Genomic DNA, 17,076 nt, shown 5'->3' on the forward strand with positions numbered 1-17,076 from the left:
AATGATCCTAAGAGCTGAGAATCTCGTAAAAAAATACAAACAACGCACCGTAGTCAACGATGTTTCGTTTCACGTTTCGCAAGGTGAAATCGTCGGTTTGCTGGGCCCGAACGGTGCTGGTAAAACCACCTCATTCTATATGATCGTAGGTCTGATCAGACCAAATGAGGGAAACGTTTTCCTGGATGACGCAAACATCACAGAAGATGCTATGTATCGAAGGGCACAGAAAGGTATCGGCTACCTTGCCCAGGAAGCTTCCGTTTTTAGAAAACTAACTGTTGAGGATAATATAAAAGCCGTTCTTGAAATGGGCAGGCTTAGCAAAGAAGAGCAACGTGAAAAACTCGAGCAGCTGATCGATGAGTTTAGTCTTCATAAGGTTCGTAAAAATCGCGGCGACCTGCTTTCGGGAGGAGAACGCAGAAGGACTGAGATAGCCCGCGCACTAGCTGCCGACCCTAATTTCATACTCCTCGATGAGCCCTTTGCTGGTGTCGATCCGATAGCGGTAGAAGAAATTCAAAGCATCGTGGCCAAACTTAAGCTGAGAAATATAGGGATCTTGATAACCGACCACAATGTGCAGGAAACGCTGTCGATAACCGACAGGGCTTATCTGCTGGCCGAAGGGAAAATAATGCTTACAGGAACACCTGTGGAAATCGCAAACAATGAAATGGCCAAAAAATTCTACCTTGGCCAGAATTTCGAGTTACGTAAAAAGAAACTCTAAACCGGGTATAGTCCTATCTCTCTATGACAATAGTAAATTCCATTTTTACCTGGATAATGAAAAAGCGGATGCATCAGATCGAGCTTTTCATTAAATATCCATATGATGTCCAGGATGAATGGTTCCAAAATCTAATATCATCTGCTCAGCATACTGAATGGGGAAAGACCCATGGATATTCCACCATATACACTCAGGATCAATTTAAAGAGCGGGTACCTATTCAAAATTATGATACTCTCAAGCCATATATTGAACGGATGCTTGCCGGCGAGCAAAATGTCCTTTGGCCATCAGAAATAAAGTGGTTTGCAAAATCCTCAGGCACAACCAACGATCGCAGTAAATTCATTCCGGTAAGTGAAGAATCCCTTGAAGAGTGTCACTTCAAAGGCGGTAAGGATTTGCTCAGCATGTACTGTGACAATCGACCGGACACCAAAATATTTACGGGAAAATGCCTTGTGCTCGGTGGTAGTCATCAGATAAATCAGCTGAATTCGGATTCATGCTATGGAGACCTTTCCGCTGTGTTAATAAAGAACCTTCCTTTCTGGGCAGAGTTTTATCGTACACCGGACATGTCGATCGCACTGATGGATGACTTTGAAGCTAAAGTTGAGAAAATGGCTCAGGCAACAATCGGCGTCAATGTCACAAACATATCAGGTGTTCCCACCTGGAATATAGTGCTTGCAAAACGCGTCCTCGAAATAACGGGTAAAGATAATTTGCTTGAAGTATGGCCCAATCTGGAATTTTACTTCCACGGCGCTGTAAATTTCAAACCCTACAGAGAGCAATTTAAAAAGCTCATTCCTTCGGATAATATGTATTATATGGAAACATATAATGCGTCCGAGGGGTTTTTTGGTATTCAGGATCAGCCCAATTCGGAAGAAATGCTGCTGATGCTTGATTACGGCATTTATTATGAGTTTCTTCCTATGGAAGACATTCATGCAGAGAATCCTAAAACCCTCGGCCTGGATGAGGTGCAGCTGAATAAGAATTATGCTCTGATCATCTCTACCAATGCCGGCTTGTGGCGATACATGATCGGAGATACAATTAAATTCACCTCCCTTTCTCCGCATCGCATTCAAATTACCGGGCGGACAAAACATTTTATTAATGCATTTGGAGAAGAATTAATCATAGATAATGCGGAGAAAGGTCTTTCTAAAGCTTGCAGCGAGACAAACGCCGTTATCCGCGACTACACAGCCTGCCCCATTTACTTTAAAGGAAATGAAGCCGGAGGTCATGAGTGGATCATTGAGTTTGAACAAAAGCCGAATGATATCGAACGATTTACTGATGTCCTCGACGAGACTCTGAGAAGTATTAATTCAGATTACGATGCCAAACGATTCAAGGATATGGCACTCCGCAGACCAAGGATCCATGTTGCTGAAGATGGCGTTTTCTATCACTGGATGAAAAACCGGGGTAAGCTGGGCGGCCAACATAAAGTGCCGCGGCTGGCTAATGACAGGACGTATGTGGATGAAATCTTGAAAATGCTTTAGGAAGAAGTATCAAGAGCCAAGTATCAAGTATCAAGAGTTGGGGCAGGTAATTTTTATAAGCAAGCCCTACAGTCCAAGTATAACTCCACCAATCGGGAACCGAATATCAATTTAACCAAGAACGTATCTTGATACCTGCTACTTGATACCTGATACTACCTCTCTTTCTTCTTAGGAAACGCCAACGACGCCACAATACTCGCCGTTAAAATAAAGAGAATTATAAAAAGTGAATGGCTTGTTTTAAAGCCCCATTCGCTCAGCCAGTGATGCCCGAGCATCTTAACCCCAATGAATACAAGCAGAAAGGATAATCCTGTCTTCAGGTAATGGAATTTATGGATTACGTTGACCAGCAGGAAAAACATCGATCTAAGGCCAAGGATGGCAAATATATTCGAGAAAAAAACAATGTATGGATCTTTGGTTACGGCAAATATGGCCGGGATTGAGTCTACCGCGAAAATAAGGTCAGTGAACTCAACAATCAAGAGTACTATAAACAACGGCGTGATCATCTTTTTACCGTCTATCTTTACGAAGAACCTGTTGCCCACATACTCGGGATGAACTGAGAAATATCTCGAGGCAAACCTGACAACCTTATGATTCTCTGTATCTATTGTTTCCTCTTCGCTCCGGTTAATAAACATCATAATACCCGTGTAGATCAGGAAGGCGCCGAAAACATACAATATCCATCCGAACTCATTGATCAGCGTAGACCCTACAAATATGAATAGGAAACGCATGATTACCGCACCAATAATTCCCCAGAAGAGCACCCGGTGATAATACTTTTCATTCACCTTGAAGGCGGAGAATATCAGCACCATCACGAAAATATTATCCACAGAAAGAGCATACTCGATCACGTATCCGGTAAGGAACTCGAGCGCCAGGTTCTGCTTATAATGAGCCAGACTTTCCGCATAGTTGCCTGGAATCAGGGTAATGTTATGCAGATGCTTTTTTGTTACTTCCTGTAATTGAGGGTAGTTATTGATGTCATGGAGTACTTCCCCCTCACTTAACAGTATAAAGTAAAAGCCGATAGCAAAGGTCACCCAGATAAAGCTCATCACAGCAGCTTCCTTCATACCAACCTTCTTATCCGTCTTGTTAAAAACGCCAAGATCGATGGAAAGCATCAGAATAATAAATAGCAGGAAACTGCCGAAAAATATCGTTTCGTTAGACATTATTTTTTCCGTTCTGTAGTAAATCGCACAAGCTGCTCTAATGCATCACGTGAGCTTTGTGCTGGTAAATCCTTTAGTATATTGAAAGCCTGGTCCTGATATGACTCCATTTGTTTTGTAGCATAATCCATACCACCACTCTGCCTTACGAAATCAATAATTTCTGAAACTTTGTCTGCTTCTTCATTATGATTCTTTACAAGATTAATGATTCTTCTCCTTTCAGACCGGCTGGACTTATTTAACGCATAGATTAATGGAAGAGTGATTTTCTTTTCCTTAATGTCGATTCCAAGTGGCTTCCCAATTGCATCAGTACCAAAGTCAAACAGATCATCTTTTATTTGAAATGCAATTCCAACTTTTTCGCCAAAAAGCCGCATTTTTTCGACTGTTTCCGCATCCGCTCCTGCAGATGCAGCCCCGCACGCGCAACAAGAAGCTATAAGTGAGGCGGTCTTCTGACGAATAACCTCGTAATAGATTTCCTCATCAATATCAAGACGACGTGCCTTTTCGATTTGCAAAAGTTCGCCCTCACTCATCTGCTTTACTGCTTCAGAAACAATTTTGAGTAATTCAAAATCATTATTATTTATCGACAGCAGGAGCCCTTTCGAGAGCAGAAAATCTCCAACCAGAACAGCAATTTTATTCTTCCACAATGCGTTGATGGAAAAAAAACCCCTTCTTTCATAAGAGTTATCTACTACGTCATCATGGACGAGAGTAGCTGTATGTAATAGTTCCACCAGTGCAGCACCACGATGCGTAGCCTCAGTGATTCCGCCGCAAAGGCTTGCCGAGAAAAACACGAACATAGGGCGTATCTGTTTTCCTTTGCGTTTAACTATGTAATGAGTAATGCGGTCCAAAAGCGGAACAGAACTCTGCATCGAAGCTTTGAACTTCCCTTCAAAAGTATCAAGTTCTGCGGCGATCGGCTTTTTGATCTCGTCGAGATTCAGCATTAATATGTGGACCTGTTAGTATGTAATTGTTCATGCAAACATATCGAAAATGCAGCATTTTTCAATACTAAAAGAAGTACTGGTGCTCGGGGGAAGGACGAGTTTTAACCGCAAAGAGCGCAACCTTGACACGAAGAGCGCGAAGTTGTTGAAGTAATTTTTTTGCGACCTTTGCGGTGTATTAACGTCGTGTAGATGTGACGGTAGGTGAATTTAAAATTGCTGTACTATAAATACATATAACGCTGCAACTATAAAACCTAAAGGGATAAGGGCAATTAAATGATTGTAGTTAAGTCTTTTCATGTTGTGATAATTTGTGAGATTTATTTCTTCTCCCAATTAATCAAACAAGAGGCCAAGTGCAATTTGGTGCCTTCAAACCGTTTTTTTCCATTAATTCAAACAAATGCCGAGAGATTATACCTCAGGACGGGGAAAGAAATCACGGTTATGAAGTGGCGAAAATCAAAATTCATCCTTTTTCTCGCCACTTTAATCGAATCTGTCAGAACCAAGCAGGATCTATTTCCAGTGAGTAAGAATTAGAGATACTACGATCAAAGAGAGGAGGCTGTAACCAGCATCAATGAAAAAAAGCTTCCACGACTTTTGCTCCCATACAGTCGCGCCAAGATGTCCCGGAAAATAGAAACCCAGCCAAAGGAAGAATGCAGAACTAAGCGCATTGCTTATTGGGCCCATTTCAGCCACCCCAGGCACAAAGTTCCATGCTGCAATATTGTGCGCCAGAACCCACGCAAAAAAGAAGTTCCCAATAACCATAAAGATCATTCCTTTCACCATCACTTTAGGATCCGGCTTGGTATTAGAATCATAACCCATCTCTCTCCCCCACACTTTCCCAAAAAGCGGCGTATACCAGATAAATCCAATAAAAAAGTTGACAACTACGGCAACCAATATTGCAGCCATGTTCAGGTTTAGTTCCATTGTTTGGTTTTTTAAGATCCTACTCTTTTGGATTTTCGGTTCCTCCCTTTTTTTAAATGGATGCTGCTCCATTTTAACTTGCTGGTAAAAGTGTTTCGCATGGGTATAATAAATATATAAAATAAATGCCCTCCAATGGAAAGCTTTTTTGCGGAAAGGAATAATTGTATTGGTCCTCAGTGGCGGGCTGCAAAGAAATGCTCCTGACGCTTAGTTGCACTCAGGTCTCATCATTTTTTGTTTCTCACTCATCGAGCAAGTTTGAAACGTTCGAAACAAAAAATGCTGTCCGCCTGAGGCGAACAGCATTTTGTTGCGGAGAGGGTGGGATTCGAACCCACGGTACCATTGCTAGTACACGAACTTTCCAAGCTCGCTCGTTCGGCCACTCTGACACCTCTCCGTGAATAGCCTTTGAAGAGGTGCAAAAGTATTAAAAAATCAGGAAATCCGGCACACCAACATAGAATTCCATGACACAATTAAATCATGGTTTTTTTCTATGCCAGGGGGAGCCTTTCCAACAGTGGCACATCAATATATTCTCTTCTTTTATTCAGAATTTTTATAATCCTTTTAACTATAATTGACTAATGTCGGGTAACGAAGATTATAGCTTGTATTGGGAAGGGCTGCGCCGGGGTGATAAGCAGGCTTTGTTTAACCTGTACAACGACATGTATTTCCATCTCATCAGGTTTGGGCTGAAACTCACGGGCGACGATGAACTCGTCAAGGACAGTATAAATCAGCTTTTTCTAAATCTTTGGGATAAAAAAGACAAGTTAACAGACGTCAGTAATGTAAGGTCATACCTATTTTCTGTATTAAGAAATACCATAATCGATGAACTAAAACATTCCGGGAAAGTCGATGAAGCGATTCGTCGAAGATTACTAGAAGAAGAGCTTGATGAACTGCCCTATGAAGAGATAATCATCCGAGTTCAAAATGATGAAGAACTGAAGGCAAAATTACAATTAGCGATCAAAAAGCTCACGCCGCGGCAGATCGAATTAATTCAGCTTCGTTTCTTTGAAGGAATGTCATATGAACAGATCGCAAATACTACATCACAATCAGTAAAGACAGCGTATAATACGATTTATGATGCTGTGAAAATGTTAAGGAAGTTGTTAAAATAAAGGTTTTTATATCAGCGAACATCGCTAATTCTATTGAAGTTTCCCGCCTTGAGCAGGCGGAACCGCACTTACTTTTTGCTTTAGGTCAAAAAATAAGCAACCTGCCGCCCGCGGCATGAGCGGGCGAATATGTCAAAGTGATGCGCTCATCCTAAGCCAACAAAAGACGTTCTAAAAAACCATTTTAATAAATTCTCAATTTCTCTTAGGAAAACCACTTCAATTCTCAGTCTCTATACTAAAGTCCCGGAAATGACACCTCATTCTGAAAAAATTTCTATTGAAGAACTTATTTGCGATGCCACCTTCCAGGAATTTTGTCTGGGAAGTAACCTTTCCAGCCAGGTATACTGGGAAGAGTGGATTCAAAAAAATTCGCATCGCGCATCTGATGTCAAAGAAGCGCGTGATGTCATTTATATTCTAGCAGCAAAACAAGGAAATCGCTCTGAGCAACTAAAGCAACTTCGGGCGGGTATCAACCAATCCGAAAGCTTCAAAAAACTTATTACCACGGTCGCCGTTCCGGGGTCTTTACCAGACCACCCAAAAAGCAGCTCAAGGACTTTGTACAGAATCATAGGTGCAGTTGCTGCCTCAGTACTAATTGCAATAACTGTTTACATGAATGTGCCGAAAAATGAAATCGAAGCAATAGCAGCAATCCCGCCTGAACAGGAAACCAACATTCAATCTGGACTAGACATCAGAAAAACCAGTATTCTTGCTGACGGTTCGCTAATTACGTTAAGCAAGAACAGTTCCCTTAAATTCAAAAAGAATTTCAATGCGTCCAACCGGGAAGTTTGGTTAATCGGAGAGGCCTATTTTGATGTAAAGCCAGACAAAAAACATCCTTTTATTGTGCATTCACTAAATAACGACATCAAGGTCCTCGGAACTGTTTTTAATATAAAGGCTTATCCTGGAGAAAATTCCAGTGAAACCTTCCTAATTCACGGAAGAGTTGAAGTGATACCCCACGATACACGTTACAAATCAATTATTCTCAGTCCAAACCAGAAGCTGATAACCTCACTAATCACCGGTAAAAGTGCCCTTTCAAATCAGGAACTCCAAAACCAGGTGGTCACAATTAGCGAGCGTAAACAAGTAATCGAAGAAGTTAAATGGGTTAGGAACCGACTGAATATTGAGAATGAACCCTTGTCCGATATCGCAGAAAAATTGGAAGACTGGTATGGTATCGAAATCGTTTTCCAGGATGAGGAAGTTAAAAACCTGAGATATTCCGGACTTTTTGAAAGTGAAACGGTTATCAAATCATTGGAAGCCTTACAACTTTCCTACCCATTTCAATTCAAAGTAGAACAAAATAGAATTAGTATAAGCAGCAAATAAAAAAGAGGAAGTGCGGCAACACTCCCTCAAAGGCTCGAATCAATTAAAAATTAAAAGCAATCGAATAGTTAATCAACCAAACCAAATCAAAATTATGAGAAAAAATGTGTTTTTAGAACACCTGGGCAAATATCTGCCCGGTAGATTATTGTTGGCCATGAAATTAACCACATTACTCACACTACTTATCTGCATACAGAGCTTTGCAAGCGGTTTTGCCCAGCAAAAGATAAGTCTTAAAGGTACAGACACAAGTATAAAACACTTGTTAAAGCAGATAGAACAGCAAACTGAATATCGATTCGTATACAGCAACAATGCCCTGCCTGCGGACAAGAAGCTCTCTGTGAGCCTCAACGATGCGTATCTGGATGAAGCTATGAAATCTGTTCTGAAGGAGACGAGTCTAACCTACGCTCTTAAAGAAGATAATTTAGTGGTGATTTATTCGACCAAAGGCGAATACAAAGATCAGGTGATTCGGGGAAGGGTAATTGACGAAACCGGAGTACCTCTACCAGGTGTTTCTGTAAAAGCAAGCGGAACAAACATTGGTGCCGTTACTGATGCAAATGGAATGTACAGTATCAATGTACCTGATGGAATACAGACTCTTGAATTTTCGTTCCTTGGCTTTACTAAGCAGGTAGCTTCGATAAGTGGCCGATCTGTTGTTGATATCTCGCTTCGGTCGGACACTCGTGCTCTGGAAGAAATCACGGTAACCGGATACACAAACTATAGCCGCGAAAAATCAACAAGTGCGGCAAGTGTAGTAACTGGCGATAAAGTCGCACAGGTGCCTAATGCTTCGCTTGATCAGATTCTTCAGGGCCGGGTCCCGGGAATGAATGTCGTGGCAAGCTCAGGGCAACCGGGTTCGAGCGCCAGCGTTACGATCCGGGGCCTTGGAACAATTAATGGCAGCTCAGCCCCTCTTTTTGTAATGGATGGCGTACCAATTGAGTCTAACTATTTCCAAACCATTAACCCTAACGATGTTGAAACCGTTACTGTTTTAAAAGATGCATCAGCAAAAGCGCTTTATGGTTCGCGCGGATCAAATGGAGTGATCGTAATCACAACAAAGAAGGGCGCCGCGGGCAGAGTAAAAGTTGACTATAATTCCCAATACGGATTTTCAGATCTCACCCGTCCACAGTTTGAAATGATGAATACGGAGCAACGCCTGCGTTTTGAAGAAGAGATTGGACTTGAAACCGGCAGAACGATGGGCCCCGGATGGACATACTCTAAGAAAAATCCCGCATATGCCGGTAAAACAGCTGCTGATAAAGCACGTGCAGATTTTATTATCGACAGTATAGGCAGGATCAATACCGATTGGCGCGATATCTTTTTTCAGAAAAGCCAGTTTATGGAACAGCAGGTCAGCGTAAGCGGTGGTAATGAAAATATCAGATTTTACAACTCTTTAAATTACTATTACCAGGAAGGTGTTGCAAAACGTACCGGCCTGGATAGGTATGCGTTAAGAAGTAATGTCGATTATAAATCAGGAAAGTTATCCGGCAGTGTAAATCTTAATCTGGGTTATTCCAACTCAAGCTTTACCGAAGGTGTCGAGGCGACTGCCGTAGGATCATCCATGGCATCCGTGTATTATGCCCTTCCTTACGAATATCCATATGCTCCGGATGGAACTCTTATTCACCCGGGGAACAGATCTCAGTACTCAATTTTCGACCTTCGCGAAGGTAGCCAGGGCTTGGAAAGGCTTTTAAACTCCTCAAATAAAACCGATCAGCTAAAAAGCATAATGGGGGCATCATTTGCGTACCAGATCATCCCTGAACTTAAAGCAACCACTCGCTTCGGAGTAGACTACAGAAATTCGACAGATCAGGCCTTTATTAACCCTGATTCTTATTACGGGTCAAGAAGCAATGCCAACACATTGGGGGGCAAAGGCCGGTTCGAAGAAGGGACCAGAAGAAACTTCAATTTTATTTCCACCTCTGGCTTAACGTTTAACAAAACTGTAGCAACAAACCATGATTTTGAAGTGTCAGGATTCTTTGAATATTTATACAACAACTTTAATTCATTCGGTTTTACCGGTTTCGGAATTGATGGACGATTACCAGAAACACCTGCAGGGGTAACATCAAACGCAACCTTCCTGCCTTCCATTTCTGGATCTAAAACACGGAATGCATTTCTTTCATTAATGGGAGTTGCCCGATATACTTTTAATGATAAGTATACCCTTACAGGAAGTTATCGTCATGACGGTTCGACAAAAGTTGCAGAGAAGAACAGATATCATGGTTTCTATTCTGCAGGAGCCAGCTGGAATGCTAAAAAAGAAGAATTCCTGCAGAACTCAGATCTGATCTCACAATTCATTGTCCGTGCAAGTTACGGAACAACTGCAAGTCCTTTTAGCGGAGACTTCACCTACCTGCCAACATTTGGAAGTACGACTTATGGTGGTGTAACCGGTATCAGGCCCTTAACCCCAGGTAACTCTGAATATGATTGGGAATACAGCGATGAATTTAATACAGGTATCGACCTATCATTATTCAAGAGCGGAAGGCTTCGCATAGTTGCTGATTATTATAATAAGATCACCAGGAACTTATTTATAGATCAGCCACTATCTCCTCAATCAGCTTACACTTCATTACCTCTTAGTACCGGGAAAATGAGAAACAGGGGAATTGAGCTTGATATCAACGGTGATATCATTGCAAATCAAAACTTCTCATGGTCTATGGGGATCAATGGTGCTTACAACAGTAACAAGATCCTCTTTCTTACTGACATTTCAGACATGGTTCTTGATGGTGATACCAGGGTTTTAAAAGTTGGTATGCCTATAGGTACTTACTATGCACCGGATTGGGCTGGAGTAAACCCAACAAACGGAGATGCGCAGTATTATAATTTGGATGGTAGCATTACCACAGTGTACAATGTAAATACACAGAGCAATACCAATTCGGGAAGCCTGTATCCTAAACTGACTGGTGGACTTACAACCAATCTGCGCTATAAAGGATTATCGCTTGGCGCTCTGGTTTCATTTGTTTCTGATGTTAAACGTTGGAATAATGAGGATTTCTACAACGAAAACCAGAGGTTTGCAAGCAGCAACCAAACCTTGCGAATGCTTGAAGACCGCTGGAAAAAACCAGGAGATGTTACAACTTTGCAGCGATTCGATGTCCCAAGAAACTTTACTTCTAAAGATATTCAGGATGCTTCATTCCTGCGATTGAGGAATGTAAACCTTAGCTATTCATTACCGGAAGCACTGGTTCAGAAACTACGTGTAACCAGTGGCGTAAAATTATTTGTTCAGGCTCAGAACCTCTTCACCCTAACCAACTGGCGTGGACTGGATCCTGAAAACAATAATGTTTATGGCCGTTTCCAGTATCCTGCAGCAAGGACTTACACCGCAGGTCTAAATGTTAACTTTTAATATCAAATGAGATGAAATTCAAACATATAAAATATTTTCTCCTACTGTCCTTTGCAATAATAATGGCATCGTGCGATAAATTAGACCTGAAGCCAACCGACAGTATTGACCCTGAAAAGGCCTTCCGGACGGTGAGCGATCTTAATCAGGGATTAATTGGTGCCTATGCAGTTTTGGACTACACCCTGATGACTACCTCTGCTATTACTTCAGACGAAGTAAATATGCCAACGGAAAATACCGTGAGTAATAATGATGCTTACCGCTGGCTTTACAATGCAACAAGTGGATCTGTAACTGGTGCATATCTTGAATATTACCGTTCGATCGATCGCGCTAATCGTGTTCTAGCGAAAGTAGATGTGGTTACAGCAACTCCAGCTGAGGCGTCTTTAAAAGAACGTTATCGTGGAGAAGCCCTGGCAATCAGAGCTTATGCTCACTTCGAACTCCTGCGCGGGTATGCTTCTGCCTATCAGAATGGCGGCCTTGGAATAGCATATATGAAATCTGCAGAAGTTAGCTACCCTGCCAGGGATCCTTTCGAAAGTGTCGTAGCAAACGTTAAGGCTGATCTTACCGCCGCTAAGGCTTTGATCCCAACAACGTTTACGGATAAGTCCCGCATTACAAGAACAGCTATTGCAGCAATACAGGCACGGCTTGCATTATATGAGAAAAACTGGGCAGACGCTATTACCTATTCTACCGAAGTGATCAGTGCTCTTCCTCTCGCTTCACGCGCACAATTTCCAGGTATATGGACCGACGCGAATGAAAGTGAAGTAGCTTGGAAACTAAAAAGGAATGTTAGCGGTGTAGCCGATGGCTCACTGATTGGAAGCTTCTTTTTCAGGCAAACAGGTGGTATCGTTCTTTATGCTCCGGCATTCAAGTTAATTAACACGTTCGACGCAGTAAATGACGTTCGCTTTGCTCCGTACATTAAATTCGATGCAACCCGCGGTGCCGGAAAATCACAATACCTGATAAATAAATATATTGGCGGAACAGCGTCACAACCGGGGCTTGCTGATATTAAACTATTCAGAACTGGTGAAATGTATCTGATTCGCGCAGAAGCCAAAGCCGAAAGTTCAGCTGCTGTTGCTGACGGTGCATCAGACTTAAACACTTTACGTACAAACCGGATAACTGGCTATGTGAATCAAACTTTTGCAAGCAAAGCAGACTTGATTAATGCTATTTACACTGAGCGTTACAAAGAACTGGCATTTGAAGGGCATCGGTTTTTTGATTTGAAAAGGAGAAACTTAACCATAGACAGGATTCCTGCCGATGCTGTTAATACTTCAGGCGCGGTGACTCTTGCACCAACCAAGGCACAATACAATTACCCATTGCCAGCCGTTGAGATCACCGTAAACAAGAACGCAGTTCAGAATCCAAATTATTAAAGATATCCCGGCGAAAACCTGCATACCACAGGCATGCCGGGATCTTTATTTTCAACATTAGGTACGCAAATTCAGACTTCCGACCTCAGTATTCCGATTTATGAAGAGACTAAATATCCATCTATGTTTCCTATTATGCTTCTTTATCCTCGGATGTAAAAAATCATCTGTTGCCTCTCCATCAACAGCCGCACCGATAAAAACCGTAGAAATCGACGATGATGCTGGAGGTGTCACTAGAATCGCAGGAAGGCCAGCTTCAATTGGACTGATTGGAGATTCCAGTAACGTGATAACACCAGTGAATGGGGGAACTGTCCTCATGGGCGGTGGAAAAGATGTTGAAGCTGCATTCAAATGGATGATCGAACGAAGCGGCGGAGGTGATGTCGTTGTAATCAGAGCAAGCGGAACAGATGCTTACAATCCATTTATAAATGAAATTGGCAAGGTTAATTCGGTTGAAACCCTAAAAATCGACAATCGTGAACTCGCGAATAATGACACGGTAGCAAACATAATCCGGAATGCCGAGATGTTATTTATAGCTGGAGGCGATCAGTCCAATTACATGAAATTTTGGAGAAACACGAAGGTTAATGATGCGTTAAATTACCTGTTGACCGTGAAAAAGGTTCCGGTAGGCGGCACGAGCGCTGGATGTGCAATCCTTAGTGGATTTTATTTCAGTGGAGAAAATGGCAGTGTCGTATCTGAGGAAGCTTTAAGCGATCCGTACACAGGCAAAGTCACGGTTTACAATAACGATTTCCTGCATGCCCCTTTCCTTCAAAACACGATTACTGATCAGCACTATTTAACCCGCACACGCGAGGGGAGGCATGTCGCATTTATCGGAAGAATATTGAATGATTATAAAACACCTGCATTAGGCATTGCCGCAGACGAAAAGACTGCGGTTTGTATCGACAAAGATGGTAAAGCTCAGGTCTTTGGTTTAAGTAAGGCATATTTCATAATGCCCGATGGCGCTAAGTTGCCAGAGCAATTCATTGCGGGGAAGCCAGTCATCTGGAAACAAAATGAACAGGCACTAAGTGTTTATGAAATTCAAGCTTCCCTAAGTGGTGCCGGTTATTATAATGTAAGTAATTTTAATTCACCTGACGCTACCGGTGGCAAATGGTATTGGTGGTGGACGGAGAATGGAAAATTAAATAAAAAAGAAAAATAGCTATATGTTCAAAAACCTTCACATCCTCGGCCTGACTTTGCTCTGTGCAATGTTAGCCTCATGTTCGCAAACAGACTCATCAAATACAAGCTCAGCCGACTCCGGCACGAAATACGTAATGGTGATTCACGGCGGAGCGGGTACCATTCTAAAAAGCACCATGACACCTGAGAAAGAAGCAGCCTACAAAGCAGCGCTTACCAAGGCATTGGAAACCGGCTATGCTGCGATAAAGAATGGAAAAACCAGCCTGGATGCTGTAGAAGCAACAATCCATGTGCTGGAAGATTCTCCTCTTTTCAATGCCGGAAAAGGTGCTGTTTTTACGCACGATGGCAAGAATGAAATGGATGCAGCCATAATGGATGGCAGTAATCTCAAAGCCGGATCGGTTGCTGGTGTCACCGTGATTAAAAATCCTATTAGCGCTGCCCGCGCGGTAATGGAAAAGTCTGAACACGTGATGATGGCTGGTGCGGGTGCTGATAAATTTGCAAAGCAGGCGGGCCTTGAAATAGTTGACCCTTCGTATTTCTTCACTCAGGAAAGATGGGATGGCCTACAAAAGGCGATCAAAGAAGATTCTACCAAGAGTGTACTGGACCATGGCAATAAGAAAACATATAAGCTGGGTACAGAAAACAAAGACTATAAGTTTGGTACTGTTGGATGCGTGGCACTTGATAATAAAGGGAATCTTGCTGCCGGTACCTCCACCGGAGGAATGACGAATAAAAAGTTTGGCCGTATCGGCGATGCTCCCATTATAGGATCCGGAACATATGCCAACAACGCTACTGCAGCAATTTCATGTACAGGATGGGGTGAATTCTATATACGCTCGGTTGTTGCCCATGACATCTCGGCACTTATGGAATACAAAGGCCTTGGCGTAGCCGAAGCCTCCAAAATGGTGCTTGATAAAATGGCTAAGCTTGGTGGTGATGGCGGGCTAATCGCACTCGACAAAAAGGGAAATATAGCAATGCCGTTTAACACAGAAGGAATGTACCGGGGAACCATCACAGCTGATGGGAAAATTGATGTTCAAATTTATAAATAATGCTATTTCGTAAGTCTCTTGTCTGCTTCATAACAGGCTTTCTTTTTATAACAGGTGCATATTCGCAATCGAAAACGCCAAAGGGTAGTCTTTTTATAATTGGCGGAGGTACAAGATCTGAAGCACTTATAGCAGATCTGATTAAAACCGCAAACCTTGGCCCGAAAGACCACATTATAGTTCTGCCAATGTCGAGTGCCGAACCCGACACATCCTTTAAATACATTGCTGTTCAGCTCTCAAAAGCTTCAGGAAATCCCATTGGGAATCTAAATTTTGATAAAAGTACCGTCAACAACTCAAAATGGCTGGATTCTTTGCGGACAGCGAAACTGATATTCATCACCGGTGGTGATCAAAATCGTTTTATGAAAAGTGTGCTCAATACACCCGTCTATCAAGTAATTCATGAAGCCTACCAGAATGGGAGCACAATTGCCGGCACCAGTGCGGGAGCAGCTGTTATGAGCCGCTATATGATCACGGGACAACAAGCGCTTGGCGACACTGTATATAAAGAAACTTTTGATAAGCTGTGGGATAAAAATATTGTTTTCGAGGAAGGTTTAGGGCTTCTTAATTCCGTCATAATCGATCAGCACTTTATAAAACGCAGCCGCTACAACAGGCTGTTCTCAGCCCTCAACGCCTACCCCAGCTTCGATTGTATCGGAATTGATGAAGGAACGGCAATTGTTGTTCATAATAACATCGCCACCGTATCCGGAGTAAGCCAGGTGCTGAAATTTTCAAATCCTAAGAAGCTTAATACAACTTCAAAAGGTCTGATAGAAATGGAGGACCTAAGGTTGGGGATCTACAGTAATGGTGACAAATTCCGCCTAAAAAAATAGGTTTGATTTGGATCTTACAATCCAAAAACCTATATTGTATTAAGCATTACAACAGCTATGGATAAGCATAAAGCATGATCCTACCCAGCTGTTCGTTATGATCCAAAAACACAGGATTTCTCTCTTGATTTTTTGAAGATTTCTTGAAGTAATTTAACTTTAAAGAAATAGATCCCTTGCCCCTATTTCTCCCCTTTTAAAATTCTTAAACTAACAAGCCCGGGTTCGGGAACGATAGGAGAATTGTTCGTAGATGGTTCGATACACTTCCGGTACAGTTCCGGGATGGTTCCGAGACAGCTTCGGGACAGCTTCGGGAAATTCCCGAATGCGTCCCGGATGTTTGCCGCATCTTTCTCCCATCTGGTACGAAGCAGGTATATACTATTTCCCTACGACTTTAGGCCGATAGTCGGTTGTGGCATGAAGAAGTTTGATAAGGGGAAATGTAACTTTTTTGGCGGGACTTTCGTTAAAGTGAAAATAGGCATTTTTTATTTTTTCACCAAAAAAAGTATAAGATATGGGACGACTAAACCGAGGCCCAAACGGCCCTGTATCCGGCAAGTTCGGAAGCGTTATTGGCAGCAGCTGGAGAGGAATCTACTACATCAAAGGGTTGCAGAAAAAGATTAAGAAAGCACGAAGCCCGCTCCAGATCGCCCAGCAGAATAAGTTTGCATTTGCAGTTAATTTCTTAAAGCCTGTTAAGCTTCTTCTGGATATGGGATTCAGCAGGATTAACCCGGGCGGAGCTACGGGATATAATATGGCCATTAGTCATACAGTTCAGCATTGCATTAAGGGAGCAGACCCAAATTACGAGATGGATTATGCCTCAATCCTTTTTTGCACAAAGGGTAAGCTTGTGATTCCTGAAAATATTAAAATGGAAACAGCAGGGATGCATTTAAAGGTGAGCTGGGACGTGAAAACGGGGAAATACTCCTCTCCAGACGATGCTTTAGAACTTCTTCTCTACCAGCATGGAACGAGAGAATTATATATACCACCCGGAACCGCACGAAACAAAGGCGAACTGGTGTTTGAGCTAAGCCAACACTATAAGGGCGAAACGATGCACGTGTATATGTACCTGGTTACCTCATCAATATTTCAGGCCAGAGAATGGTCGGACAGTGTTTACCTGGGCGAGGTAACATTCAGGGAATAAAAAAAAGGAGCAGAAA

At 42.3% G+C, this 17,076-nt stretch carries 13 protein-coding genes and 1 tRNA gene; 10 read left to right on the top strand and 4 right to left on the bottom strand.

What is annotated here, in order from left to right; all coding sequences use genetic code 11:
* Position 1 precedes the first annotated feature (1 nt).
* Both lptB and B5X60_RS09250 read left to right on the top strand, forming a co-directional pair.
* Entirely contained in the window at positions 2–736 is a 735-nt protein-coding gene (gene lptB / locus B5X60_RS09245; protein WP_079702416.1) for an LPS export ABC transporter ATP-binding protein, read from the top strand.
* A 23-nt stretch (positions 737–759) separates the two neighbouring features.
* Entirely contained in the window at positions 760–2,268 is a 1,509-nt protein-coding gene (locus tag B5X60_RS09250) for a GH3 auxin-responsive promoter family protein (protein ID WP_079702417.1), read from the top strand.
* A 155-nt stretch (positions 2,269–2,423) separates the two neighbouring features.
* Here B5X60_RS09250 and B5X60_RS09255 read toward each other — a convergent pair whose 3' ends face one another.
* The 4 genes from B5X60_RS09255 to B5X60_RS09270 all read right to left on the bottom strand — a co-directional run bounded on the left by B5X60_RS09255 (position 2,424) and on the right by B5X60_RS09270 (position 5,798).
* Positions 2,424–3,470: a TerC family protein gene (locus tag B5X60_RS09255; protein WP_079702418.1), complete on the bottom strand. Its 1,047-nt coding sequence runs from the start codon at positions 3,468–3,470 to the stop codon at positions 2,424–2,426.
* The gene (locus B5X60_RS09260; protein WP_079702419.1) at positions 3,470–4,441 is read right to left on the bottom strand and encodes a polyprenyl synthetase family protein; all 972 of its coding nucleotides are present in this window, start codon (positions 4,439–4,441) and stop codon (positions 3,470–3,472) included. The genes B5X60_RS09255 and B5X60_RS09260 overlap by 1 nt, the downstream gene beginning before the upstream one ends.
* A gap of 525 nt (positions 4,442–4,966) precedes the next feature.
* Entirely contained in the window at positions 4,967–5,395 is a 429-nt protein-coding gene (locus B5X60_RS09265; RefSeq protein ID WP_079703225.1) for a DUF1761 domain-containing protein, read from the bottom strand.
* A 316-nt stretch (positions 5,396–5,711) separates the two neighbouring features.
* Positions 5,712–5,798, bottom strand: a tRNA-Ser gene (locus tag B5X60_RS09270).
* A gap of 190 nt (positions 5,799–5,988) precedes the next feature.
* Here B5X60_RS09270 and B5X60_RS09275 point away from each other — a divergent pair.
* The 8 genes from B5X60_RS09275 (at position 5,989) to B5X60_RS09310 (ending at position 17,060) form a co-directional block, all read left to right on the top strand.
* Positions 5,989–6,540, top strand: a complete 552-nt coding sequence (locus B5X60_RS09275) for an RNA polymerase sigma factor (protein ID WP_079702420.1) — start codon at positions 5,989–5,991, stop codon at positions 6,538–6,540.
* Between the two features lie 252 nt (positions 6,541–6,792).
* Positions 6,793–7,902, top strand: coding sequence for a FecR family protein (locus tag B5X60_RS09280; RefSeq protein ID WP_079702421.1), 1,110 nt, complete (start codon positions 6,793–6,795; stop codon positions 7,900–7,902).
* Between the two features lie 94 nt (positions 7,903–7,996).
* Positions 7,997–11,356, top strand: coding sequence for a SusC/RagA family TonB-linked outer membrane protein (locus tag B5X60_RS09285; RefSeq protein ID WP_245803501.1), 3,360 nt, complete (start codon positions 7,997–7,999; stop codon positions 11,354–11,356).
* Positions 11,357–11,367: 11 nt separating this feature from the next.
* On the top strand, positions 11,368–12,774 hold the full coding sequence (locus B5X60_RS09290) for a RagB/SusD family nutrient uptake outer membrane protein (RefSeq protein ID WP_079702422.1): 1,407 nt from the start codon (positions 11,368–11,370) through the stop codon (positions 12,772–12,774).
* A 100-nt stretch (positions 12,775–12,874) separates the two neighbouring features.
* Positions 12,875–13,969 (top strand): cyanophycinase, encoded by a 1,095-nt coding sequence (locus tag B5X60_RS09295; protein WP_079702423.1) that lies wholly within the window; start codon positions 12,875–12,877, stop codon positions 13,967–13,969.
* Positions 13,970–13,973: 4 nt separating this feature from the next.
* The gene (locus tag B5X60_RS09300; protein ID WP_079702424.1) at positions 13,974–15,032 is read left to right on the top strand and encodes an isoaspartyl peptidase/L-asparaginase family protein; all 1,059 of its coding nucleotides are present in this window, start codon (positions 13,974–13,976) and stop codon (positions 15,030–15,032) included.
* Positions 15,032–15,886: a cyanophycinase gene (locus B5X60_RS09305; RefSeq protein ID WP_245803502.1), complete on the top strand. Its 855-nt coding sequence runs from the start codon at positions 15,032–15,034 to the stop codon at positions 15,884–15,886. Before B5X60_RS09300 ends, B5X60_RS09305 begins: the two co-directional genes overlap by 1 nt.
* Positions 15,887–16,409: 523 nt before the next feature.
* Positions 16,410–17,060: a DUF6266 family protein gene (locus B5X60_RS09310; protein WP_079702425.1), complete on the top strand. Its 651-nt coding sequence runs from the start codon at positions 16,410–16,412 to the stop codon at positions 17,058–17,060.
* Positions 17,061–17,076 lie beyond the last annotated feature (16 nt).

This window comes from Daejeonella lutea, from assembly GCF_900168015.1.
Lineage (GTDB): Bacteria > Bacteroidota > Bacteroidia > Sphingobacteriales > Sphingobacteriaceae > Daejeonella > Daejeonella lutea.